Source organism: Micromonospora sp. L5 (genome assembly GCF_000177655.2).
Lineage (GTDB): Bacteria > Actinomycetota > Actinomycetes > Mycobacteriales > Micromonosporaceae > Micromonospora > Micromonospora aurantiaca.
On record NC_014815.1, the window covers coordinates 5,307,422 to 5,330,522 of the forward strand.

Sequence of the window (23,101 nt, forward strand, 5' to 3'; positions counted from 1 at the left end):
CTACCTTGCCGGCGTGGCCCCGATCCTGCCTGTCCGATCGAGCCTGAGCAATCCACCCAGCCGCTGTTTTGGATCTAGCCATTTGCATCTGGCGATGCAGAAGAGGGGCGTCGTAGGGTTCCGCCATACCCCGAACGACGTACCCGCTGGGCGGATCCGCCCAGTTCCTCAGTGGAACGGTGGCTGGTCGTGACTGCACATCCCGTGGCGGAAGATCCTGCCTCGACGACGGTGGACTGGGTGGACGACATCCTGTTCACCGGCCGCGACACCGACGTCTGCCTGCGCCTGCCCGAACCGGTCGACAAGGGCACGCTGCGCCGGCTCGTCGGCGAGGCTCAGGACCGGCTCGCCGGGGCCGGGCTGCGCGCCGGAGGCGCCGCCGCGCTGCGCCTGCCGCCCTCGCTGGCGTACGTGGCGCACCTGCTCGCCACCTGGCGTACCGGCGCCCAGGCGGTGCTGCTCGACCACCGGCTCACCGACCACGAGGTCGACCAGGCGCTGCGCCGGCTCGGCCCGCAGGTGGTGGTCGCCCCGGTACGAACCGGCGGCGGCGCGCTGCGGATCTTCGTCGACGTCACCGCGGGGGTCAGCGCGTACTCCGACCGCCCGGCGGGCAGCCCGCACGCGGTGATCCAGCTCAGCTCCGGCTCCACCGGACCGTCCAAGGTGATCGGCCGCACCGCCGCCGACCTGGTCGCCGAGGTGCACCGCTACACCCGCATCGACGGCGTCGCGCTGCCCGGCGAGCGGATCATCCTGCTCCCCAGCATGGTGCACGTGCTCGGCCTGGTCGGCGGCCTGCTCTACGGGCTGCACGCCGGCGTCGAGCTGTGCCCACCGGAACGGCTCAGCGGCGACGCGATCCTCGCCGCCGTCGCCGCCCAGGACACCCCGGCCACTGTGCTCGGCGTCCCGTTCCACATCGGGCTGCTCGCCTCCACCACACCCGCCGGGCCGCTGCCCCAGCTCAAGCGCATGACCACAGGCGGTGAGCTGGTGCCCGCGGCCGTGGCGAACGCGTTCACCGACCGCTACGGCGTCCCGCTGGGCAACATGTACGGGATGACCGAGGTCGGCGTCATCGGCACCGACCTGTACGGGCGGCACCGGCCCGCCATCGCGCCCGCCCCGGGCATCGAGGTACGCGAGCGCGACGGCGAGCTGTGGGTGAGCTGCCCGGCCAACCCGTACGTCGGACTGGCCGACCCGACCCGGTGGGCCGACGGCTGGCTGCACACCCGCGACGCCGGCGTGGTCGACCCGGACACGGGCCTGGTCACCATCAAGGGCCGGCTGGACTCGCAGGTGTCGGTGGGCGGCCTCAAGGTCGACCTGACCGAGGTGGAGGCCACAGTCGCCGGGCTGCCCGGCGTCGTCGCCGCGGTGGTGGTCTGGGACGACGGCATCACCGCGTACGTCCAGACCGACGGCTCACTGACCGAGGACACGCTCGACAAGCTGATCGCCGAGCGGCTGGCCGGCTTCAAGCGTCCCCGCACGCTGCGTCTGCTCGACCAGATGCCCCGCACCACCACCGGAAAGCTGGTCCGGTCCGTCCCGGCGCTGCGGGGCGCGGCGTCGTGACCGGCCCGCTGTACGAGCCGCACACCCGCCGGACGCCCACCGGACGTCCGGTCCACCCCGAATCCCGCCCCGGACCGGCCGGGCAACGCGCCACCCGCGCGCCCGACCCCGCCGGTTCACACGCACACGGTGTCCCGACCGGGCACCGTCAGCCGGTACACGGAGAAGAGGTCTGAACCCATGCGAGACGAGGTCCGCACCTTCGTCGTCGAACAGCTCGCCGACATGAACTACGACGTGGAGGAGCTCGACGACGACACCACGCTCGGCCCCTCCGGCGTCGACCTGGAGTCGCTGGCCCTGGCCGACCTGGCGGTCCGCGTCGAGGACCGCTACGCAGTGAAGTTCGCCGACGACGAGTCGGAGAAGCTGGCGCTGATGACGGTCGGCGAGTTCACCACGATGGTCGCCGACCGGGTGGCCGCGAACAGCGACAAGTCCTGATGTCCGGTCAGCCCGACCTGGGGCGAGCTGACCTGGTGAGCATGCTCGCCGAACTGACCGCGAAACCCGCCGACCAGGTGCCGGACCGGCTCGGCTCGATGGAGCTGGCCTGGCTCGTGCACATGGTCGAGCAGCGCTACGACCGCCGGCTGGACCTGAGCGACGACGAACTCGCCGGCATCCGCACCGTCGACGACGCGCTCGCGGTGTTCCGTGGCTCTCTCACCGCTCCCGCAGATGGCTGAGCGGGAGACCGTACGGATCACCGGCACGTACGCGCTCAGCGCCCTCGGCAGGGGCGCCGACGCGCTGCTGGCCGGGGTGCTCACCGGCACCCCGGCGTTCGCGCCGGTGCGCCGTTTCGACACCACCGGCCGCCGGGTGACGGTGGCGGCCACCCTGCCGGACGTCGGCACGCTCGCCGGTGAGCTGACCGACGCGATCGACACCGCCGCCCGGGCCGCCGGACTGGACCGGGCCGGGCGGGCGGAGTCGGCGCTGTTCCTGGCCACCCACGGCGGGCCGTACTCGCTGCCCGTACCGCAGGGGTGGGACGAGCCGACGGTGCCGGCGCTCGCCGGTCACCTGGCCGCACGGTGCGGCCTCGGCGGGCGTACCCGGATCTACACCACCGCGTGCGTGTCGGCGAGCAGCGCGGTCGCCGACGCGGCGGCGCTGATCCGCCGGGGCGACCTGGAGCGGGTCGTGGTCGCGGCCGGTTACCTGGTCGAACCGGACCAGTACGCGCTGTTCGACGCCGGCCGGGCGCTCGCCGCCGACGGCGCGGTACGCCCGTTCAGCGCCGGGCGCAAGGGCCTGCTGCTGGGCGACGGGGTGGCCGCCGTGGTGCTGGAGTCGGCGGGCGCCGCCGCCCGGCGGGGCGCCGAGACGCTGGCGAGCGTGGCCGGGTGGGGCCGGGCGGGGGACGCGTACCACGCGTGCCAGCCGCACCCGGACGGGCTCGGGCTGGCCCGGGCGGTCGAGGCGGCGCTGCGCCGGGGCGGGCTGCCCCCGGACGCGATCGGCTACGTCAACGCCAACGCCACCGGCACCCCGTTCAGCGACGCCTCCGAGGCGGCGGCGCTGACCCGGGTGTTCGGCGAGGACGCCGGGCGGCTGCCGGTCAGCTCCACCAAGTCGGTGCACGGGCACGCGCTGGAGGCGTCCGGGTTGCTGGAACTGCTGGTCACCGTGCTGGCCCTGCGGCACGGCAAGCTGCCGGTCACCGCCGGCTGGCTCGGCCCCGACCCGCAGTGCCCGCTGGACGTCATCCGCGACGCCCCGCGCCCCGCGCGCACCGAACACGCCCTGACCCTCAACGCCGCCTTCGGCGGCGCCGACACGGCCCTCCTGGTGAGCACCTCATGACCGCCCCCGCCCCCCACCCCGACCTCCCGCGATCTTGCACTCACGGCCCCGGCGAACCGGGCACAACGCCCGCGCCCGGGGCACCAACCGCAAGATCGCGCGACGGGGGAGTCGTGGTGCTCGCGGAGGCGCGGTGGCCCGAGGACGGGGACGGGGACGCGGGGCCGGCCGGGGTGCCGGGGTTCGTGCACTCGCCGTTCGCGCCGCTGGTGGCCGCGGTGGCGCAGCGCTGCCTCGCGCGGCGGTACCCCGACGGGCCGCTGCCGCCGGGCAACCGGACGGCTGTGGTGCTGGTCAGCGCCGGTGGGGACACCGCCGGGGCGGCGCACGTACGCGCCACTGTGGCCGCGGGCGGGCGGATCGGGCCGCTGTTCTTCTTCCAGTCGGTGCCGAACAGCGTGGCCGGGCACGTCGCGGCGCGCTGGGGACTGGACGGGCCGGTGGTGTGCCTGAGCCCCACCGGCGACGCGCGGGCCGAGGGGGAGGCCGAGGCGGACCTGCTGCTGTACGACGGCGACGCCGCACAGGCGTTGCTGATCCTGATCGAACTGGCACCGGAGGGTACGCCGGGCGAGGCGACCGCGGTGCTGCTGGGGGAGGGAACACGTCAATGAGGACGAAGGGACTACGCGGCGCGCTCGCGGCCGACGCCGAGCTGGGCGCGGGCAACGTGCTCGCCCGGGTGCTGGCCCACGGCGCCGACCCGGACGGGCCGGGGCTCACGTTCGACACCGAGATCGACGGCCACCCGGCCGAGACCCCGCTGACCCTGGGCCGGCTCGACCGGATGGTCGCCGCCCGGGCGGCGTGGCTGCACGAACGCGGGGTGAAACCCCGCGACCCGGTCGCGGTCTGGGCCGGCACCGCCGCCGACATGGTGCTGTCGTTCCTGGCGCTGACCCGCCTCGGCGCCATCCCGGCGCTGATGAACGGCAGGCTGCGTCCCGAGATCGCCGCCGAGTACATCCGCCGGCTGCGCGCCGCCGGGGTGCTCGCCGACGCCGCGCACGCCGAGGCGCTGGCCGGGCACGACCTGGGCGCGCCGATGCTCGGCGAGCCCGCGCAGGCCGGCACCGGCGACCCCGACACGGCACCCGCGCACTACCGGCACCACCCGGACGACCCGATCGTGATCACCCACACCTCCGGCACCACGGGCGTGCCGAAGGCGGTGCTGCACTCGCACGCCAGCCTGTTCGCCGCCACCCGTCACCTGCTGTCCATGCCGCAGGCGCAGGGCACCACACGCATCCTCAACGCGCTGCCGGCCCCGCACACCGCCACAGTGCTCATGGTCAACCAGGCGCTCGGCAACCGGGCGGAGATGTTCCTGCTCTCCGACCAGGGCGGTGAGCGGGTGCTGGACGCGATCCAGCGGTGGCGCCCGGACGGCGTGTTCGGCTTCTCGGTCACCTGGGCCGAGCTGGCCCGCTTCGACCTGTCCGGCTACGACCTGGACTCGGTGCGGCTGTGGTTCAACACCGGCGACTGCTCGCACGAGCCGCACGTACGGCGGCTGGTCGCTGTCGGCTCCCGCGACGTGGTGACGCGTGGCGGCGTGACCCGGGTACCCGGGTCGGTGTTCATCGACGGGCTCGGCTCCAGCGAGATGGGCCACTCGATGTTCCACATCACCCACACCACCGACACCGACCGGTACGGCCGCTGCGTGGGCCGCCCGTACCGGTTCGCCAAGGTCGCCGTGCTCGACGCCGACGGCAACGAGCTGCCGCCCGGGCAGGTCGGCTGGCTCGGCATCGACTCGCCGTCGCTGTTCCGCGGCTACTGGAACGACTCGGTCACCACGTACCGGTTCCGGCTGCGCGGCTGGTACCTCACCGGCGACCTGGTGTACGCCGACGAGGACGGCCGCTACTACCACCTGGACCGGGCGGTCGACTCGGTCGAGGCAGGCGACGGGAAGCGGTTCTTCACCGCGCTGTCCGAGGAACGCATCCTCGCCGCCTGCCCCGACGTCACCGACTGCACTGTGGTGATCGTCAAGGCGGACGACGGCACAGTCACCACCGACGTGCTGCTGGAGCTGGCCGCCGGCGCCGACCCGGAGGCGGACCGCACCGAACGCATCCGTACCGCGCTCGGCCCGGACGTGGCAGCCACGCTGCGCCGGATCGTCCCGGTACGCGCCGACGACATCCCGGTCACCGTCACCGGCAAGGTGCGCAAGGTGGCGCTGCGCGAGCGCTACCTGACCGAGGCGCCGTCGTGACCGCCGTCATCACCGGCATGGGCCTGTTCACCCCGGCCGGGCGCGGCGTGGCGGACACGTTCGACGCGCTGATCACCGGCCGGTCCGGTCTGCGCCGCCCGCCCGAGGGACACCCGGCGGCGGGCAGCCTGGAGGTGGCCGGGGTGCTGCCGGACATCGACCCGCGCAGCGTCGCCTCCGGACCGGAGACGAAGGTGCTCGACCGGGTGGTGCTGCTCGCCCTGATCACCGCCGCCGAGGCGCTCGCCGACGCCGGCATCGAGGTGGGCCGCGACGTCGACCCGGAGCGCATCGCGGTGATCGTCGGCGGCGTCGGCGGCATGTCCACGCTGGAGGGCCAGGTGCTGGCGCGGGCCGCCCGGGGCCGGGCGGCGGTCAGCCCGTACCTGCTCACCGGCATCCTGCCGAACATGCCATCGGCGCGGATCGCCATCGCGCACGGCATCCGCGGTTACAGCTCGTCGGTCGGCACGGCCTGCGCGTCCGGTGCCCAGGCCGTCGCCGACGGGGTACGCCTCATCCGCTCCGGCGAGGCCGACGTGGTGGTGTGCGGGGCGAGCGAGGCGCCGCTGTTCGGCACGTTCGCCGACACGTTCGGCAACGCCCGGGCGCTGGCCCGGGGCTGGGACGAACCGACCGAGGCCAGCCGCCCGTTCGACAAGCGGCGCAACGGTTTCGTGCTGGCCGAGGGCGCGGCGCTGCTGGTGCTGGAGCGCGCCGGGCACGCCGAGGGCCGGGGTGTGCGCGGCTACGCCGAGGTCGCCGGTTTCGGGGCGAACACCGACGCGTACCACCCGACCGCGCCGCGGCCGGACGGTGCCGGAGCGGCGGCGTGCATGCGCCGCGCGCTGGCGGCCGGCGGGGTCGGGCCCGCCGACGTCGGGTACGTCAACGCGCACGGCACCGGCACCAAGCTCGGTGACGTCGCCGAGACGATCGCGCTGGCCGAGGTGTTCGGCACCGGCGGTGTGCCGGTCAGCTCCACCAAGGCGCTCACCGGGCACCTGCTCGGCGCGTCAGGGGTGCTGGAGGCCGCGGCCACCGCGCTGGCGCTCGACAGTGGCCTGCTGCCACCCACCTACCACCTGGACGACCCGGACCCGGAGTGCGAGGCGGACCACGTCCGCGCCGTGCCCCGGCCCACCCGGGCCGGCCACGCGCTGACGAACTCGTTCGGGTTCGGCGGCCAGAACGTCAGTCTGCTCCTGCGCCGGCTCTCCGGGCCGGCCCGCCGGGCCGCCACCCCGGCCGCGGGCTGACCGGACTCCAGTCCCGGGCGTCCGTCCGGGTCGCGATCACGGGGGGAACAGGGGAAGCCCATGACCATCAACGGGATAGATCATCTCGAACTGTACGTGGGGGACGCCCGGCAGGCGGCCTTCTACTTCGACAACGCGGTCGGTTTTCGGCTGTGCGGGCAGGGCGGTCCGGAGACCGGGCTGGACGGGCAGCGCTCCCTGCTGCTGGCCCAGGCCGGCATCCGGCTGCTGCTGACCACCGGACTGTCCGCCGAGCACCCGGCTGCCACGTACGTGCACCGGCACGGCGACGGCATCGCCGTGGTGGCGCTCGCCGTGGACGACGCCGCCGGGGCGTACGCCGAGCTGGTGGACCGCGGGGCGACGGCGCTGAGCCCGCCGCGCACCTTCACCGGCGCGGACGCCGAGGTGGTGGTGGCCGAGGTCGGCGGCTTCGGCGACGTGGTGCACCGCCTCGTCGAGCGGCGCGGCGACCCGGGCGTGTTCCTGCCCGGCGCGATCGAGCCGGTGACCGCGCCCGACGGCACGGACACGCTGCTCGCCGAGGTGGACCACCTGGCGATCTGCGTGCCGCCGGGGCAGCTCGACGAGACCGTCGCGCACTACGAGAAGGTGTTCGGCTTCGCCGACATCTTCACCGAGCACATCGAGGTCGCCGGCCAGGCGATGAACTCCAAGGTGGTGCAGAGCCCGTCCGGGACTGTCACCTTCGTGCTGCTGGAGCCGGACACCGGCGCCCGGCCGGGGCAGATCGAGGACTTCCTGCGCTGGCATGCCGGGGCCGGGGTGCAGCACCTGGGCCTGCGCACCGACGACATCGTCACCGCCGTGGGCGCGCTCGCCGGGCGCGGGGTGCGGTTCGCCAGCACGCCCGGCGCCTACTACGACGGGCTGGAGCAGCGGGTCGGCCGGCTGGACGCGCCGGTGGACCGGCTGCGCGAGCTGAGCATCCTGGTCGACTCCGACCACGACGGGCAACTGCTGCAGATCTTCACCGAGTCGATGCACGTGCGCCGCACGCTCTTCCTCGAACTCATCGAGCGGCGCGGGGCGCGCACCTTCGGCAGCGGCAACATCAAGGCGCTCTACGAAGCGAAGGAACGCGAGCTGGCCGCGGCGGGGGCGACCCCCGGCGTCGCGGCCGGAGGGGCTGGGGCATGACCACCATCGATCCCGGGCTGACCGCCGAGGAGGAGGCGCTGCTTCCCTCCGACGAGGACGTCCGGCACTACGCCGAGCACGGCTGGTACCTGTCGAAGAAGCTGCTCACCGACGACGAGGTGGACGAACTCGTCGCCGCCACCGACAGCTACTACGCCGGGGACCGTGACCGCCGCCTGCCGGTACGCCCGCCGAAGCTGGCCTACTGGGAGCCCTCGAAGGGTGACGTGCAGCGGCACAACGACTACGTCCACCACGAGCACGACGGCATCGCCCGCATCCTGCGCAAGCCGCTGATCGGTGCGGTCGCCGCCCGGCTGGCCCGCGCCGCCGAGATCCGGATCTTCCAGTCCACGCTGATCTGGAAGCCGCCGATCGCCGGTGAGCCGTCGAACATCGTGCCCTGGCACTTCGACAAGCACTACTGGGCGTCCTCGTCGTCGGAGAACATGCTCACCGCGTTCATCCCGTTCCACGACTGTGGTGAGGAGATGGGCACCATCACCATGGTCGACGGCTCCCACCGCTGGCGGGAGATCGGCGCCGACGACACGGTGGTGCGGCACTTCGCCGACCGGGACCGCGACCAGCTCGAGGTGATGCTCGCCGAGAACGCGGCGTACAACGGCGCCGAAATCCGCAAGATCCCCATGGTGATCCCCAAGGGACACATGAGTTTCCACCACTGCCGCACATACCACGGCAGCGGTGCGAACGTCAGCGGCCGGCCCCGCCGGGCCGTCTCGCTGCACCTGCAGGACGGCGACAACGCCTGGCGGGAGTATCCGCTCTCCGACGGCACCCTCGCCGCGTACAACCACGACGTGCTGGTCCGCCGCACCCACGAGGGCCGGCCGGACTACGCGGACCCCGATTACTGCCCGGTCATCTGGCGCGACCGCGCCCAGCAGGGAGGCTGACAATGTCACGGTACGACTGGGGTAAGACGCACCCGGGCATCGAGCGGCTGGAGCGGGCGGTGACCGAGCGCCGCGACGTGGTGGTCAAGCACCCCCTCTACGCCAACCTCGACACCCACGACGCGCTCGTCACGTTCATGGAGCACCACGTCTTCGCCGTCTGGGACTTCATGTCCCTGCTGAAGTCGTTGCAGCGGCAGCTCACCTGCGTCACGGTGCCGTGGATCCCGACCGGCCCGACCGGCAGCCGCCGCCTCATCAACGACATCGTCATGGTCGAGGAGAGCGACGAACTCGGCGACGGCTACATCAGCCACTTCGAGCTGTACGTGCAGGGCATGACCGAGGCCGGCGCCGACACCACAGCCGTGAACAAGCTCGTCGACCTGCTGCGCGACGGCACCCCGGTCACCGAGGCGCTCGGCGCCGCCGGCGTCCCCGCGGCGTCCGCCGCGTTCGCCGGCACCACCTGGCGCATCATCGAGACCACCCCTGTGCACTGCCAGGCCGCGGCGTTCGCGTTCGGCCGCGAGGACCTCATCCCCGAGATGTTCACCCAGGTCGTCGCCGTCAACGAGCGCAGCAACAGGCTCAACAAGTTCGTCGACTACCTGGAGCGGCACATCGAGGTCGACGGCGAGCAGCACACCCCGATGGCCATGCAGATGCTGGCCGACCTGTGCGGCGACGACGACACCAAGTGGCAGGAGTGCGCCGACACGGTGAACGCCGCGCTCGCCGCCCGCGCCCGCCTCTGGGACGACATCCTCGCCGCCGTCAAGGAGGGCCGTCCGGCGTGACCGGCTCCGACCCGCTCCGGCTCTACCGGACGGTCCGGCTGATCCGCCGCTTCGAGGAACGCGCGATCGAGCTGGTCCGCGCCGGGGAGATCGTCGGCGGCATCCACCCGTACCTCGGTCAGGAGGGGATCGCCGCCGGCGTCTGCGCGGCGCTGGACCGCGAGGACCTGGTCACCGGCACCCACCGCGGGCACGGGCACGTGCTCGCAAAGGGTGCCGACCCGGCCCGGATGCTGGCCGAACTGTGCGGCCGGGTCACCGGGCTCAACCGGGGCCGGGGCGGGTCGATGCACGCCGCCGACTTCGGCGTCGGCGTCCTCGGCGCCAACGCCATCGTCGGGGCAGCCGGGGCGATCCTCACCGGAGCGGTGTGGGAGCGCCGGCGGCGCGGCGCCGACATCGTCGGCGCCACCTTCTTCGGCGACGGCGCGGTCAACGAGGGCATGCTCCTGGAGGCGTTCAACCTGGCCGCGCTCTGGCGGATACCGGTGCTGTTCGTCTGCGAGAACAACGGCTACGCCACCACCATGCCGGTCGACGGCGCGGTCGCCGGCACCATCGCCGGGCGGGCCGCCGCGTTCGGCATGCCGACGGCCACCGTCGACGGGCAGGACCCCGAGGCGGTACGCGAGGTCACCGCCGCCGCCGTCGTGCGGATGCGCGCCGGCGGTGGCCCCGAGCTGGTCGAGGCCCGCACCTACCGCTTCGACGCCCACCACACCTTCGAACATCAGGTACGCCTCGACTACCGGCCGCCGGAGGAGGTGGCCGAGGGCCGGTCCCGCGATCCGGTGGACATCGCCGGAGCACGGCTCGACCCGGCGGTGCGGGCCGAGGTGGACGCCGCCGTCGAGGCGGAACTGGACGCCGCCGTCGACTACGCGCTCGCCGGGCCGCACCCCGACCCGGCGACCGCCCTGGACCACCTGTACGCCAGCGGGCTCACCGCCCGGACCGGAGGTGGCTGATGCCCCGGCTCTCCTACCGCAGGGCGCTCACCCGGGCGCTCGCCGACGAGATGACCCGCGACGATTCGGTCGTGGTGCTCGGCGAGGACATCCGGGTGGCCGCCGCGAACGTCACCACCGGCCTGCTGAAGAAGTTCGGCCCGGAACGGGTCCGCGACACCCCCCTGTCCGAGCAGGCGTTCACCAGCTTCGCCACCGGCGCGGCGCTGGCCGGGGCCCGCCCGGTGGTGGAGTTCCAGATCCCGTCGCTGTTGTTCCTGGTCTTCGAGCAGATCGTCAACCACGCGCACAAGTTCCCGCTCATGACCGGCGGCCAGTGCGCGGTGCCGGTCACCTACGTGGTGCCCGGCTCCGGCTCCCGCACCGGCTGGGCCGGGCAGCACTCCGACCATCCGTACGCGTTGTTCGCCCACGTCGGGGTGACCACAGTCGTACCGGCCACCCCGGCCGACGCGTACGGGCTGCTGGTCTCCGCGATCCGCTGCGACGACCCGGTGGTGGTCTTCGCCCCGGCGGGTGCCCTGGACCTGCGCGCCGACGTCACCGACCTGGTGCCCGTGCCGCTGGGCCGGGGGATCGTCCGCCGCGCCGGCACCGACGTGACAGTGGTGGCGGTCGGGCACCTGGTGCACGACGCGCTCGCCGTCGCCGAGGAACTCGCCGGCCAGGCGTCGGTGGAGGTCTTCGACCCCCGCACGCTCTACCCGTTCGACTGGGACGGGCTGGTCGAGTCGGTGAGCCGCACCGGGCGGCTGGTGGTCGTCGACGACGGCAACCGCTCCTGCGGCATCGCCGGGGAGATCATCGCCACGGTGGTCGAGCGGGTCCGGCTGGCCGCGCCACCCCGCCGGGTCACCCGCCCCGACGGCGCGGTGCTGCCCTTTGCGCCCGCCCTGGACCGGGCCGTGCAGCCCGGCCGCGACCAGCTCGCCGCCGCCATCCAACTGACCCTCAAGGACGGATGAACGATGGACCCGAACTACACGTGGCCGCCGCTCGGCCAGGCGTGGACCGACCTGCCCGAGTCCACCCGTACCGCGATGGTGACCACAGGCGCCGTGGCCTGGGAGAAGATCTTCCACGGCCGGGCCACGTACAACAAGCAGTGGCGGCTGGCCCGCCCGCCCGTGTTCACCGCCGACGCGTTCCGCGAGCTGAACGAGGTCTGCGACCGCATCGCCCAGCTCATTCTGGAGGCCTGCCGGCGCCGCGCCCGCACCGCCGGTGAGCTGCGCCTGCTGCTCGACGTGCCGGACGGCGAGACCCGGCTGCTCGACCCGGACGAGGAACTGCACGAGGGGCTGCTCGCCGCGTACCGGCCGGATGTGCTGTTCTCCGGCGGCGTGCCGTGCATCGTCGAGTACAACATCGACAGCAGCCTCGGCGGCGGCTTCGACGCCGACACCGTGATCCAGCGGTACGCCGAGCTGTACCGTACCCATGACCTGCTCGACGGCGCCCGGCCCGCGCCGTCCCTGCTGGACCAGCGGTTCGTGGCCATCCGGGACACACTCGGCCTGCCCGACGGCGCCCGGGTGGCGCTGCTGATGGACTTCGACGCCGACTACCCGGGGCTGGACGACCCGGAGACGTTCATCCGGATCCTGTCCCCGCTGATCGACCAGGCCCGCCCGTTCGGCATCGACCTGGTCATCGCCCCGGTCGCCACCGCCACCCTGGACGGGCAGAACCGGCTGGTCGTCGGCGGCGCCCCGGTGGACGCCCTGTTCCGGCTCTTCGTGCCCAACCGGGTCACCCCCAGCGCCGGGCTGGACGCGGTGGCCGGTGCGCTCGCCGCCGGCACGCTGCCGATGTTCGTCAGCAGCGCCGCCTGGCTGCTCAGCAACAAGCTGAACTACGCCTGGCTCTGGGACGACCTGGACCTGCTGCCGGAGGACGACCGGACGCTGATCCGCCGGTACGTGCCGCACACCGTGGCGCTCACCGCCGACCAGCTCGACCGGGCGCTCGCCGAACAGGCCGACCTGGTCGCCAAGCCGGCAGGCGGATCAGCCGGGCACGGCGTGCTGATCGGCCGGGAGATGACAGCTGTGGCGTGGGCGGACGGGGTACGCGCGGCCATCGCCGAGGGCGGCAACATCCTCCAGCGCTACCACGAGGCGGACCGTGTGGCGATGGACTTCGTGCAGATCGAGACCGGTGAGACGGTCACCGCCGACGTCCCGTACAGCCTCGCCCCGTACCTGTTCGACCGCACAGGTTCAGGCGCGCTGGCGCGGGTGGGCTACCCGGGGTGCGACGAGGTCCTCAACCTGGCGAGAGGCGTCCTCCTGACCGGCATCCTGCTGACGGACTGACCCGCTCCATCCCCGTCCACCCCCGTTCCCCCTCACTCCCAGCGTTGATCAAGGAGTTTGGGTCCTCACGGGGGCGTGTCAGCGACCCAAACTCCTTGGTCAACAAGGTGGATCCGGGGTCGGCGCTTGACCCTCGCCCCCTGACCCCGCTGATCATGAAGTTGACGGGAACAAATCGGACGCTCAGCGCCGCCAACTTCATGATCGGCGGATTGGGTTGGGCCGGGTCGGGGTCGGCCGCCCGTCCGGCCTCTTCGTCTCGTCTTCCGCCTCTCCGGTCCGCCCCGGCGCGTTGATCAAGGAGTTTGGGTCCTCACGGGGAGGTGTCAGCGACCCAAACTCCTTGGTCAACAAGGTGGATCCGGCCCGCAGGTCGGCCCTCGGCCCTCTGATCCCGCTGATCATGAAGTTAGCGGCGACAAAACGGACGCAGAGTGCGGTCAACTTCATGATCGTCGGGGCGGGGCGGGGCGGGGCGGGGCGGGGCGGGGCGGGGCGGGGAGCCGGGGGAGGGTGGGTCAGGGGTGGGGGAGGTGGGTGGAGAGGACCTTCAGGGTTTCGGCGGCGGCTACCGCGTCGCTGCGGGCGCTGCCGTGGCGGCCGTCGCTGCTGTACAGCGACGGGTCGGCCACCAGCGGGTGGTCGGTCAGGTGAACGTGCAGTGTGCCCAGGCACTCGGCCACGGCCCGGGTGTGCCGGGACAGCCGGCGCATCCGCTCGCCCAGGCCCGCGCGCAGCGCGTCCGGCACCGCCGGGCTGTGCGACACGTCGAACATGCCCACGGTGATGACGTCCGCGCCCGCCTCCCGTAGCGCGGTGATCATGGCGGTCAGCTCGGCGTCGACAGCGTCCGGGTCGTAGGCGGACCGGAACGCGTCGTTGCCGCCGCACACCACCAGGGCCAGGTCCGGCTCGAAGGCCAGCGCGCCGGCCAGTTGGGTGGCCCGGACCTCGTGCGCGCGCAGTCCGCGCCGGCCTAGGTTCAGGTAGGCCAGCTCCGGCCGGATCGCGCGCAGCTCGGCGGCGATCCGGTCGGCCCACTGGAGGTCGGGGTAGCCGTCGGCGGGTTCGCACAGTCCTTCCGCGACGCTGTCACCCAGCACCACGAACCGCCGCCACGGGTGCCCGCGCAGCAGGTCGGCGGCCTCTCCCGGACGCAGGCACCACGGGTCGGTCGCCTCGGTCAACGTCGATGGCATGCCCGGCAGGCTAGCCGAGCGTCCCACGCCGGGAAAGAGGCTCAGCCCAGCAGGGCCAGCAGCTCCCCGGGCCGGCTCAGGCTGAGGTCGGCGGGCTCGTCGGGGTCGTACTGGTGACCCCACGCGGCGGCGACCGCGACCGCGCCGCTGCGCCGGGCGGCGCGTACGTCCAGTGGTGAGTCACCCACGTACGCGGCGCGGCCGGGTGGCACGCCGAGCCGACGGCAGGCCGCCTCCACGCCGTCGGGCGCCGGTTTGGGGCGGTCGACCTGGTCCCCGCCGAGGACGACCTGGAAGTGACCGAGCAGGCTCGCCCGGTCGAGCAGGATCTCGGCGGCCCGGTGGCTCGCGCCGGTGAACACGCCGACCGGCACCCGGGCGGCGATCTCGGCGAGCGCGTCGGCGACGCCGGGGTAGACGCGTACCCGGCCGGCGAGCGCATCCAGCTCGGTGTGATAGCGGTCCAGGTCCTCGCCGGAGGCGGGCCGCCGCAGCAGGTGCGCCAGCAGGTCCGCCGGGGAGCCGATCGAGTAGCCGGCGATGACCTCGGCGTCGGTGTACGACGGCCCGCCTCCGGCCCGCACCGCCGCCCGGTACGCCGCGGGCACCACCGCGTGCGACTCGACGAGCGTGCCGTCCATGTCGAACACGATCGCGTCCACCGGGCCGGTCACGCGTTCTCCGCCCGGTGCGCCGTGGCGAGCCGCTTCGGGGCCCGCGCGTACCACGCCTCGGTGACCAGCTCGGTCAGCTCGTCCACGCCGATCCGGTCGAGCCGGACCAGCACCGCCGGGTATCCGTCGAAGTGCGGCGTGGTGAAGTAGACAGCCGGGTCGTCGGCGATCAGCGCCTCCTTGGCGCCCAGGTCGGGCACCCGCGCGCCGAGAATCGGGCCGTCCGGCGCGGCGTCGCCGAGCGCATCGAGTTCGCCGCGCCGCAGCGGCCGCTCCCAGACGAACGACTTGTCGCGGACCCGCCAGGCGGGCGCCTCGTCGTACGTGGGTCGTTCGGTGGTCTCGGGCAGGCCCAGCGCGATGCGCCGCACGTCTTCCCAGGTCGCCATGGACCCGACCCTACCGCCGACCCCCGACACCGCGGCCCGGACCGGCCGGCTCAGACCGGCGTGGGCGCGGCAGGTTCCGCGGCCGGGCGCCGGGACGCGCGGCTCAGCAGCAGTGGCCCCACGGTCAGCACCAGGCAGACCACCGACATCACCAGCAGCGCCGGGGTCAGGTCGAGCAGCGCCACCGACCAGCCGCCGAGCAGCGCGCCGACGGGCAGGCCGAGGAACGCCACCGATCCGGAGATGCCCAGCACCCGGGTCTGCAGCTCGCCCGGCACCCGCTGGTAGAGCGCGGCGCCGAGCAGCGGGTTCACCGCCGCGATGCCGATGCCGGACAGAAACGTCACCACGAGCACCACGACCAGGTCGTCGCTGAGCGCCAGCGCGAGCAGCCGGGGCGCGCCGCTGAGCGTCAGCCCGAGCGCGAACGTGGTCCCGGCCGGCAGCCGGGTGCCGAACATCGTGAACAGCAGGTTGCCCAGCAGCGCGCCGGCCGAGAAGACGCCCAGCAGCAGACCGAATCCGGCCGGGTCGCCGAGCACCTGGTTGACCCAGAGCGGGATCCAGACCGCGACGCTGGCGTTGGCGAACATGTTCGACACCGAGACCACGATCAGCATGGTCATCAGCGTCCGGTCGGTGCGCAGGTACGCGAAGCCGCCGCGCAGTGCCCGCAGGTAGGGCTCCCGGGGCGCCGGCTGCGCCGGTGCCGGTGGCCGGACCAGCACGCCGATCAGCAGCGCGCAGACCGCGAACGTGGCCGCGTCGATCCAGATGGCCCGGGTCAGCCCGACCCAGTCGATGAGCAGCCCGCCCAGCACCGCGCCGAACAAGGTCATGCCCCGGGCCAGGCCGTCGTAGGCGCTGGTGAGCCGGATCAGCGGCACCCCGGCTCGCTCGGCCGCGGGTTTGAACAGCACGTGCTTGACCCGGTCGCCGATGCCGCGCAGCCCGCCGGCGATCGCCACCAGCACCAGCAGCGTTCCGAAGCCGAGCCAGGGCGCCAGCGCCACCACGGCCATCGCGACGGCGCTCGCGGCGTCCACGAACACCGAGGTGCGGCGTACCCCGAACCGGTCCGCCCACGGGGTCGCGAGCGCGCTGGAGAGCATGTACGGAAGCGTCTCCGCCGCCGCGACGAGCCCCATCTTGGTGGGGCTGCCGGTGGTCTCCAGCACGAGCCAGGGGATGGCGACCACCGAGATCCGGGTGCCGAGGTTGGACAGCAGGTCGGCGCCGACCAGGGTGTACAACTCCCGGCGCGGGTTCACGCTGGACTGCCGATCGGGTCGGCGCCGGCCGGGTGGGCCGCCGCGTACCGGGCCCGCAACGCGCGCTTGTCCACCTTCGCGGACCGGTTCAGCGGCAGCGCGTCGACGAACTCGACGGCGCCGGGCGCCCACGTCTCGCTCAGCTCCCGGACCACGAGCGCGATCAGCTCCTCGCCGGTCACCGACGCGCCCGGCGCGGGCACCACGTACGCGTGCGGCAGCTCCCCGGCCACCGGGTCCGGTACGCCGATCACGGCGGCGGCGCGTACCTCGGGGTGGCCGGCGAGCACGTCCTCGATCGGGCGGGAGTAGATCGGCCAGCTGCGCTGCCGGGTGAGGATCCGGTCCTGTAACCGGTCGACCAGGTAGAGGTAGCCGTCGGCGTCGAGGTGCCCGATGTCGCGGGTGCGGACCCAGCCGTCGACGAGCGTCTCGGCGGTCAGCTCCGGCTGACCGTGGTAGCCGGCGAAGCTCAGCTTGGTGCGCACCCACACCTCGCCGTCCTCGCCGGCCGGCAGCACCCGCCCGCCCGCGTCGCGGATCTCCACCGACACGTCGCCGTACGGGCGGCCGCAGGAACGCAGCCGCTCCGGGTGCTCCGGGTCCTCGGTGAGCCCCGGCAGCGCGCAGATGACCACCGCCTCGCTGAGCCCGTACACGATGCGCAGGCACGGGCCGAAGCGGGCGATGGCCTGGCGCAGCCGGGCCGGCGCGGCGGGCCCGGCGCCCACGTTGAACATGAACATCGCGGAGAAGTCGGCGCCCGGCAGGTCGGGGTGGTCGAGCACCTCGTAGAGCATCGGCGGGGTGACGAACGTGGAGGTCAGCCGTTCGGCGTCCACTGTGGCGACGAACGCGGCCGGGTCCCATTGTTCGCGCAGGAACAGCACCCCGCCGGTGAACAGGTTGATCAACGTGGTGATCTGGCCGCTGGCCAGCCACATCGGGGAGTGCGACAGGTGCCGCAGCAGCGGGAACCCGGCGCCCCGGAAGTCGGCGGCCAGTGCGAGCACCTGCCGGTAGAAGCTCTCCCGGTGGTGCACCAGCTTCGGCGTGCCGGTGGTGCCGCTGGTCTGCAGGATCGACTCCGGCGCCGGTACCTCGGCGGGCAGCTCCGCGGCCGGCCCGGCGGCCCCGGCGGTCAGGTCCGGTCCGGCGCCGCCGGGTCCGAGGCAGAGCACCGGTACGCCGGACAGGCCCGCCGCGACCTCCACGGCCTGCGCGTCACGCGGGTCGTGGACGAACGCCTCCGGCGCGGACAGCGCGACGAACTCGTCGACCTCCCGCCGCGAGGTCACCGGGGCCACCCACATGCTCCGGCAGCCCAGCAGGTGCAGGGCCAGTTGCAGCAGTGGACCCTCGACCGTGTTGCCGAGCATCACCAGCACCGCCGCGCCGGGGCGTACCCCGTGGTGGCGCAACGCGGCGGCCAGGCCGCGCACCTCGGCGGCGACCTGGGGGTAGGTGAGGCGGCGTCCGCCGCCGACGAGCGCCTCCCGGTCGCCGAACCCGGCGAACAGCTCCAGCGCCTCGTGCACATAGTTCGGCCGGTCGGTCATCGGGCAGCCCCCATCATGGTCCGCGAGCGGCGTCCGGCCAGGTCAGGGCCGGGACATGACGGCAGGTGCCAGGGTCGGCGACCGCACCGCCGCCAGCCCCGAGCCTAGGCAGCCGCGGTCCACGCCGGACAGAGCCGATCGTCGCTGCGTCACGCCCCCCGGGCATTTGATCATGTCGATCAGGTTGATTGACGCTCGTCACGGCCGGAAGCTAGTTTCCGGTCCATCGCCCGGGCCGGTGCCGCCGACCGCGTCACGCCCGGGGCTGCCGACCATGGAGGATCGATGCCGACCCCGAAGAGATGGCACGTCATAGCTTCCGCCGTAACGCTGCTGATCGCCGCCACCCCGGCGGTCACCGCGAGCGCCGGCCCGACCGGGAACGACCGCGCCGGGCACGGGCGCGCCGAGTGGGCCGGAACCTGGGCCGCGGCGGTGACCCGCGGGAACACCGTGGGCCTGACCGAGACCGGCCTGAACAACCAGAGCATTCGGATGACAGTGCAGACCTCGGTGGGCGGGCCGCGCCTGCGGGTGCGGCTGACCAACCTCTACGGCCAGCAGGCCGTCCAGGTCGGCAGCGCCACCATCGCCCGGCCGAACACCGCCACCCCCGATGACCTGTCCGACATCGTCCCGGCCAGCATCCGGCAGCTGACGTTCTCCGGCGCCGGCACGGCGACCATCAACAAGGGCGCCGAACTGCTCAGCGACCCGGTCAACTTCCCGGTGACCGAGCAGGAGGACCTGGTGGTCACCCTGTACTTCCCGGTGCTCACCGGGCCGGTCACGTTCCACGGTCAGTCCAAGGTCACCAACTTCATCGGCGCCACCGACCTCACCTCGGCGGCCGACGGCACCGGCTTCACCATCCGGCCCAACTGCTGCTGGATGTTCCTGTCCGGCATCGACGTGGAGCGCAAGGCCACGCCCGGCTCCGTGGTGGTGCTGGGTGACTCCATCAGCGACGGCAACGGCAGCACCGTCAACGCCGACCGCCGCTGGCCGGACTTCCTGGCCAAGCGGCTGATCGACGCCCGCCCGGAGCCGCGTACCCCGGGTGTGCTCAACCTCAGCCTGGCCGGCAACCGGCTCAACCACGAGGGCACCGAGCCCGGCGCGGGCGGTTTCCCCGGCTACTACGAGCTGGGCCCGAACGCGCTGGCCCGGCTCAACGAGGACGTGTTCCCGCAGACCGGGGTGCGGACCGTCATCACCCACCTGGGCATCAACGACATCTGGATGAACGGCGACAGCCCGGAGGCGATCATCGCCACGCTGCGCCAGCTCAACCAGCAGGTCAAGGCGCGCGGCCTGACCAGCATCGCCGGCACGCTCATGCCGTACGAGGGCAATGGCGGGCCGGGCGTGTGGACCCCGGAGAAGGACGCCACCCGGCAGGCCGTCAACACCTGGCTGCGCGGGCCCGGCCGCGCCGAGTTCGACGGCGTCGTCGACTTCGACGCGGTGATGCGGGATCCGGCCCAGCCGAGCCGGCTGCTGCCGGCGTACGACTCGGGTGACCACATCCACCCGAACGACACGGGCGCCGCGGTGATGGCGAACGCCGTACCACTGAAGCTGCTCGGACTGTGACACCGGGCGGGGGCGGCGGTCGACACGACGCCGCCCCCGCCGCCGTTTCCTGGGGAGGAAGAGACAGTGGACGTCAGCGAGATCCTGACCGGCCTCTACAGCGAGCAGGGCCGGCAGAACCCGTATCCCTTCTACGCGGCCCTGCACGCGCACGGGCCGATCAACGCCGTTCCGGCCCGGGCCGAGCACAGCACCGTGAGCGCGGTGGCCGGCGGGTACGACGTGGTGGACCAGATCCTGCGTGATCCCGGCTGGTACAAGGGCTTCCCGCCCGGCTGGGAGGAGCAGGAGATCCTGCGTACGTTCCTCACGTCGATGATGTTCGTCAACCCGCCGGACCACACCCGGATGCGCGCGGTGTTCGCCAGGACGTTCACCCCGCGCCGCCTCGGCGCGCTGGAGCCGGTGATCGAGCGGATCGTCGCCGAACGCCTGGATCACATGGCCGAGGTGGGCGCGGACGGCCACGAGGTGGACTTCGTGGCCGACTTCGCGTACCCGGTCCCGGCGCTGGTGATGGCCGAGTTCATCGGCCTGCCCGCGGCGGACCTGTCCTGGTACCGGCAGCGGGTCGACTGGATCGACGAGTACATGGACGTGTCCGGCAAGACGCCGGAGCGGCTGGCCCGGGCCAACCAGGCCGCCGAGGAGTTGCGCGTCTTCTACCGGGACCTGATCGCCCACCGGCGCCGTACGCCCGGCCACGACCTGATCAGCGGGCTGGCCGAGGTGCTCGACGCGGGCGGCGTCGACCTCACCGAGGATGAGTTGATCAGCAATCTGATCGTGCTGTTCAACGCCAGCTTCGTCACCACCGTCTACATGTTCAGCAACGGCCTTCCGCTGCTGCTGGACCATCCGGACGTCACCGCCGCGCTGCCCGGCGACGACGCGCTCGCCCGGGGCTGCGTGGAGGAGGTGCTGCGGATGGAGAGCCCGGTGCACTTCCTGGCCCGCTCCGCGCCCGCAGGCGTCGACCTCGGCGGGGTGCCGATCGACCGCGACGACAACGTGCTGCTGCTGATCGCCGCCGCCAACCGTGACCCGGCCCGGTTCCCCGACCCGGACCGCTTCGACCCGCGCCGCGACGGCCCGCCGTCGCTGGCCTTCGGCGTCGGGCTGCACTTCTGTCTCGGCTCGGCGGTGTCCCGGCTGGAGGGCCGGCTGGCGCTGCCGCGCCTGTTCGCGCGCTTCCCCCGGCTCGCCGTCACCCAGCCCTACACGTACAGCGGGAGCCTGTTCCTGCGCGGTATCGACAAACTCTTCGTCACCACCGGGGAGGCCGGATGACACTCGATCCGCAGGTGGTCGCGTGGCGGGCCGCGAGGGCCGCCGCCGGCACCGTGCCGCTCTACACCCAGACCCTCGCCGAGGCCCGCGCCGCCGACCTCGCCGCGATCCGCGCCGGCTCCGGCGCGGTCGAGCCGGTCGCGGAGGTACGCGACACGACGGTGCCCGGCCCGGCCGGGCCGCTGCCGGTGCGGATCCACCGGCCGGACGGCGACGGACCGCTGCCCACGCTCGTCTACTTCTTCGGCGGCGGCTGGACGCTCGGCAGCGTCGACACGGCCGACGGGATCTGCCGTCGGCTGGTCAACCTCACCGGCGCCCAGACCGTGACCGTCGGCTACCGGCTCGCCCCGGAGCATCCGTTCCCGGCGGCGGTGGAGGACTGCCATGCCGCGTTGCGGCACCTCGCCGCGCACGCCGCCGAGTTCCGCGTCGACGCCGACCGGCTGGCTGTCGGCGGGGACAGCGCGGGCGGGAACCTGGCCGCCGCGGTGACGCTGCTGGCCCGCGCCGACGGCGGTCCCCGGCTCGCCGCCCAGTTGCTCGTCTACCCGAACACCGACCAGCGGCCCGGGCACCGGCCGGCCGACGACGAGGACCCGATGCTGTTCAACAGGCACTCGGTCGGCTGGTACCGCGGCCACTACCTCGCCGACCCCGGCGACGCGGCCCACCCGCTCGCGTCGCCGCTGCTCGCCGAGGACCTGTCCGGCCTGCCCCCGGCGTTCGTGATCACCGCCGGGCACGATCCGCTGCGTGACGAGGGCCTGCGGTACGCGTCTCGGCTGCGCGAGTCCGGTGTGCCCACCGAGACGGACGACCACCCGGGCATGGTGCACGGGTTCTTCGCCATGCCCGGCGTGTTCGACGCCGGCCGGCTGGCCCAGGAACGCGCCGCCGCCTTCCTGCGCCGCGCGTTCGGGCTCGACCCGGCGCACGTCCGGGCGGCGACGGGTGCCGACCATGGCTGACCCGGCGGACGGGTTCGTGCCACCGGCCAGCCTGGCCGAGTTCGCCGCGCTCGCCCGGGCGGTCCTGCCGGCCGACGTGTGGGACTTCGTCGACGGCGGCAGCGGCACGGAGACCGCCCTTGCCGCGAACCGGGCCGCACTGGACCGGGTGGCGGTTCTGCCCCGGATGCTGGCCGGGGTGGACGACCCGTCCACCGAGGCGACGCTGCCCGGCGGCCGGGCCGCGTTGCCGGTGGCTGTCGCACCGATGGCGTACCAGCGGCTGCTGCACCCCGACGGCGAGCCGGCGCTCGCGGCGGCGGCCCGCGCGGCGGGCGTGCCGTACGTGGCGAGCACGCTGTCCAGCACCCCGATCGAAGAGATCGCGGCGACCGGCGCGACGGTGTGGTTCCAGCTCTACTGGCTGCGCGACCGGGCGCTGGTGGCCGACCTGCTCGACCGGGCGGAGGGGGCCGGTTGCGCGGCGGTGATGGTGACCGTGGACGTGCCGGTGCTCGGGCGGCGCCTACGCGACGCCCGCAACGGCTTCGCGTTGCCGCCGCACGTCACCGCCGCGAACCTGCCCGGCGGCCGGGACGACCTGGCGCATCAGGGCACACCCGGCGTCTCGGCGGTGGCCGTGCACACCGGCGCGGTCTTCGCCCCGGCGTTGAGCTGGGCGGACCTGGAGTGGCTGCGCGCGCGTACCCGGGTGCCGTTGCTCGTCAAGGGCATCCTGGACCCGCGCGACGCGGTCCGCGCGGCGGACGCCGGCGTCGACGCCGTGGTGGTCTCCAACCACGGCGGACGGCAGCTCGACGCCGCCCCGGCCAGCGCGGCCGTGCTGCCGGAGGCGGTCGCGGCGGTCGACCAGCGGTGCGCGGTGCTGCTGGACAGCGGCGTCCGCGGCGGCGTCGACGTGCTGCGCGCGCTGGCGCTCGGCGCGGACGGCGTGCTGCTCGGACGGCCGCTGCTCTGGGCGCTCGCGGCGGGCGGCCGGGCCGGCGCCGAGGCGGCGCTGGCGCTGCTCGCGGCGGAGTTGCGCGACGCGCTCATCCTCAGCGGCTGCCCCGACCCGGCCTCGGCCCGGCGGCTGCGTACCCGGATCGGAGGCTGAC

Annotated in this window: 22 protein-coding genes; 17 read left to right on the forward strand and 5 right to left on the reverse strand. The window is 73.6% G+C overall.

Annotated features, from left to right (window positions below; translation table 11 throughout):
• Positions 1 to 189: 189 nt before the first annotated feature.
• The 13 genes from ML5_RS24405 (at position 190) to ML5_RS24465 (ending at position 13,055) form a co-directional block, all read left to right on the forward strand.
• Positions 190 to 1,587: a class I adenylate-forming enzyme family protein gene (locus ML5_RS24405; RefSeq protein ID WP_049800155.1), complete on the forward strand. Its 1,398-nt coding sequence runs from the start codon at positions 190 to 192 to the stop codon at positions 1,585 to 1,587.
• 180 nt (positions 1,588 to 1,767) lie between these two features.
• The gene (locus tag ML5_RS24410; RefSeq protein WP_013286639.1) at positions 1,768 to 2,031 is read left to right on the forward strand and encodes an acyl carrier protein; all 264 of its coding nucleotides are present in this window, start codon (positions 1,768 to 1,770) and stop codon (positions 2,029 to 2,031) included.
• Positions 2,031 to 2,276 (forward strand): hypothetical protein, encoded by a 246-nt coding sequence (locus ML5_RS24415; RefSeq protein WP_013286638.1) that lies wholly within the window; start codon positions 2,031 to 2,033, stop codon positions 2,274 to 2,276. Before ML5_RS24410 ends, ML5_RS24415 begins: the two co-directional genes overlap by 1 nt.
• Positions 2,269 to 3,399 carry a beta-ketoacyl synthase gene (locus ML5_RS24420; protein WP_013476567.1) on the forward strand — a complete coding sequence of 377 codons (1,131 nt, stop codon included), beginning with the start codon at positions 2,269 to 2,271 and terminating at the stop codon, positions 3,397 to 3,399. Before ML5_RS24415 ends, ML5_RS24420 begins: the two co-directional genes overlap by 8 nt.
• A gap of 113 nt (positions 3,400 to 3,512) precedes the next feature.
• Positions 3,513 to 4,013 (forward strand): beta-ketoacyl synthase chain length factor, encoded by a 501-nt coding sequence (locus ML5_RS24425; RefSeq protein WP_041784263.1) that lies wholly within the window; start codon positions 3,513 to 3,515, stop codon positions 4,011 to 4,013.
• On the forward strand, positions 4,010 to 5,629 hold the full coding sequence (locus ML5_RS24430) for a class I adenylate-forming enzyme family protein (RefSeq protein ID WP_013476569.1): 1,620 nt from the start codon (positions 4,010 to 4,012) through the stop codon (positions 5,627 to 5,629). Before ML5_RS24425 ends, ML5_RS24430 begins: the two co-directional genes overlap by 4 nt.
• Entirely contained in the window at positions 5,626 to 6,888 is a 1,263-nt protein-coding gene (locus tag ML5_RS24435) for a beta-ketoacyl synthase (protein ID WP_013476570.1), read from the forward strand. The genes ML5_RS24430 and ML5_RS24435 overlap by 4 nt, the downstream gene beginning before the upstream one ends.
• A 60-nt stretch (positions 6,889 to 6,948) precedes the next feature.
• Entirely contained in the window at positions 6,949 to 8,049 is a 1,101-nt protein-coding gene (hppD, locus tag ML5_RS24440; protein WP_013476571.1) for a 4-hydroxyphenylpyruvate dioxygenase, read from the forward strand.
• On the forward strand, positions 8,046 to 8,969 hold the full coding sequence (locus tag ML5_RS24445; RefSeq protein WP_013286632.1) for a phytanoyl-CoA dioxygenase family protein: 924 nt from the start codon (positions 8,046 to 8,048) through the stop codon (positions 8,967 to 8,969). The genes hppD and ML5_RS24445 overlap by 4 nt, the downstream gene beginning before the upstream one ends.
• A gap of 2 nt (positions 8,970 to 8,971) precedes the next feature.
• Positions 8,972 to 9,769 (forward strand): DUF3050 domain-containing protein, encoded by a 798-nt coding sequence (locus tag ML5_RS24450; RefSeq protein ID WP_013286631.1) that lies wholly within the window; start codon positions 8,972 to 8,974, stop codon positions 9,767 to 9,769.
• The gene (locus ML5_RS24455; RefSeq protein ID WP_013476572.1) at positions 9,766 to 10,737 is read left to right on the forward strand and encodes a thiamine pyrophosphate-dependent dehydrogenase E1 component subunit alpha; all 972 of its coding nucleotides are present in this window, start codon (positions 9,766 to 9,768) and stop codon (positions 10,735 to 10,737) included. Before ML5_RS24450 ends, ML5_RS24455 begins: the two co-directional genes overlap by 4 nt.
• On the forward strand, positions 10,737 to 11,702 hold the full coding sequence (locus ML5_RS24460; RefSeq protein WP_013476573.1) for an alpha-ketoacid dehydrogenase subunit beta: 966 nt from the start codon (positions 10,737 to 10,739) through the stop codon (positions 11,700 to 11,702). Before ML5_RS24455 ends, ML5_RS24460 begins: the two co-directional genes overlap by 1 nt.
• A 3-nt stretch (positions 11,703 to 11,705) precedes the next feature.
• On the forward strand, positions 11,706 to 13,055 hold the full coding sequence (locus ML5_RS24465; protein ID WP_013286628.1) for a hypothetical protein: 1,350 nt from the start codon (positions 11,706 to 11,708) through the stop codon (positions 13,053 to 13,055).
• A gap of 518 nt (positions 13,056 to 13,573) precedes the next feature.
• On the opposite strand, the gene ML5_RS24470 is transcribed toward ML5_RS24465, so the two are convergent.
• From ML5_RS24470 to ML5_RS24490, 5 genes are read right to left on the reverse strand one after another with little or no spacing between them, the layout of a single operon-like run.
• Positions 13,574 to 14,254, reverse strand: a complete 681-nt coding sequence (locus tag ML5_RS24470; RefSeq protein WP_013476574.1) for an SGNH/GDSL hydrolase family protein — start codon at positions 14,252 to 14,254, stop codon at positions 13,574 to 13,576.
• Positions 14,255 to 14,295: 41 nt separating this feature from the next.
• The gene (locus ML5_RS24475) at positions 14,296 to 14,928 is read right to left on the reverse strand and encodes an HAD family hydrolase (protein ID WP_013476575.1); all 633 of its coding nucleotides are present in this window, start codon (positions 14,926 to 14,928) and stop codon (positions 14,296 to 14,298) included.
• Positions 14,925 to 15,317: an MmcQ/YjbR family DNA-binding protein gene (locus tag ML5_RS24480; RefSeq protein ID WP_013286625.1), complete on the reverse strand. Its 393-nt coding sequence runs from the start codon at positions 15,315 to 15,317 to the stop codon at positions 14,925 to 14,927. Before ML5_RS24480 ends, ML5_RS24475 begins: the two co-directional genes overlap by 4 nt.
• 50 nt (positions 15,318 to 15,367) lie before the next feature.
• Positions 15,368 to 16,588 carry an MFS transporter gene (locus ML5_RS24485; protein WP_013286624.1) on the reverse strand — a complete coding sequence of 407 codons (1,221 nt, stop codon included), beginning with the start codon at positions 16,586 to 16,588 and terminating at the stop codon, positions 15,368 to 15,370.
• Entirely contained in the window at positions 16,585 to 18,147 is a 1,563-nt protein-coding gene (locus ML5_RS24490; protein WP_013476576.1) for a class I adenylate-forming enzyme family protein, read from the reverse strand. The genes ML5_RS24485 and ML5_RS24490 overlap by 4 nt, the downstream gene beginning before the upstream one ends.
• A gap of 285 nt (positions 18,148 to 18,432) precedes the next feature.
• Here ML5_RS24490 and ML5_RS24495 point away from each other — a divergent pair, with 285 nt between their 5' ends.
• The 4 genes from ML5_RS24495 to ML5_RS24510 all read left to right on the forward strand — a co-directional run bounded on the left by ML5_RS24495 (position 18,433) and on the right by ML5_RS24510 (position 23,100).
• Positions 18,433 to 19,743: an SGNH/GDSL hydrolase family protein gene (locus ML5_RS24495; protein WP_013286622.1), complete on the forward strand. Its 1,311-nt coding sequence runs from the start codon at positions 18,433 to 18,435 to the stop codon at positions 19,741 to 19,743.
• Positions 19,744 to 19,809: 66 nt separating this feature from the next.
• On the forward strand, positions 19,810 to 21,033 hold the full coding sequence (locus ML5_RS24500) for a cytochrome P450 (protein WP_013476577.1): 1,224 nt from the start codon (positions 19,810 to 19,812) through the stop codon (positions 21,031 to 21,033).
• A complete protein-coding gene (locus tag ML5_RS24505) occupies positions 21,030 to 22,004 on the forward strand; it encodes an alpha/beta hydrolase (protein ID WP_013476578.1) in 975 nt (324 codons plus the stop codon). Before ML5_RS24500 ends, ML5_RS24505 begins: the two co-directional genes overlap by 4 nt.
• Positions 21,997 to 23,100, forward strand: a complete 1,104-nt coding sequence (locus tag ML5_RS24510) for an alpha-hydroxy acid oxidase (protein ID WP_013476579.1) — start codon at positions 21,997 to 21,999, stop codon at positions 23,098 to 23,100. The genes ML5_RS24505 and ML5_RS24510 overlap by 8 nt, the downstream gene beginning before the upstream one ends.
• The last annotated feature ends 1 nt before the right edge of the window (position 23,101 follow it).

Coding starts and splice junctions, on each gene's coding strand:
- ML5_RS24410 (WP_013286639.1), top strand. CDS start 1,768: ATGCGAGACGAGGTCCGCACCTTCGTCGTCGAACAGCTCGCCGACATG.
- ML5_RS24415 (WP_013286638.1), top strand. CDS start 2,031: ATGTCCGGTCAGCCCGACCTGGGGCGAGCTGACCTGGTGAGCATGCTC.
- ML5_RS24420 (WP_013476567.1), top strand. CDS start 2,269: ATGGCTGAGCGGGAGACCGTACGGATCACCGGCACGTACGCGCTCAGC.
- ML5_RS24430 (WP_013476569.1), top strand. CDS start 4,010: ATGAGGACGAAGGGACTACGCGGCGCGCTCGCGGCCGACGCCGAGCTG.
- hppD (WP_013476571.1), top strand. CDS start 6,949: ATGACCATCAACGGGATAGATCATCTCGAACTGTACGTGGGGGACGCC.
- ML5_RS24445 (WP_013286632.1), top strand. CDS start 8,046: ATGACCACCATCGATCCCGGGCTGACCGCCGAGGAGGAGGCGCTGCTT.
- ML5_RS24450 (WP_013286631.1), top strand. CDS start 8,972: ATGTCACGGTACGACTGGGGTAAGACGCACCCGGGCATCGAGCGGCTG.
- ML5_RS24460 (WP_013476573.1), top strand. CDS start 10,737: ATGCCCCGGCTCTCCTACCGCAGGGCGCTCACCCGGGCGCTCGCCGAC.
- ML5_RS24465 (WP_013286628.1), top strand. CDS start 11,706: ATGGACCCGAACTACACGTGGCCGCCGCTCGGCCAGGCGTGGACCGAC.
- ML5_RS24470 (WP_013476574.1), bottom strand. CDS start 14,254: ATGCCATCGACGTTGACCGAGGCGACCGACCCGTGGTGCCTGCGTCCG.
- ML5_RS24480 (WP_013286625.1), bottom strand. CDS start 15,317: ATGGCGACCTGGGAAGACGTGCGGCGCATCGCGCTGGGCCTGCCCGAG.
- ML5_RS24490 (WP_013476576.1), bottom strand. CDS start 18,147: ATGACCGACCGGCCGAACTATGTGCACGAGGCGCTGGAGCTGTTCGCC.
- ML5_RS24495 (WP_013286622.1), top strand. CDS start 18,433: ATGCCGACCCCGAAGAGATGGCACGTCATAGCTTCCGCCGTAACGCTG.
- ML5_RS24505 (WP_013476578.1), top strand. CDS start 21,030: ATGACACTCGATCCGCAGGTGGTCGCGTGGCGGGCCGCGAGGGCCGCC.
- ML5_RS24510 (WP_013476579.1), top strand. CDS start 21,997: ATGGCTGACCCGGCGGACGGGTTCGTGCCACCGGCCAGCCTGGCCGAG.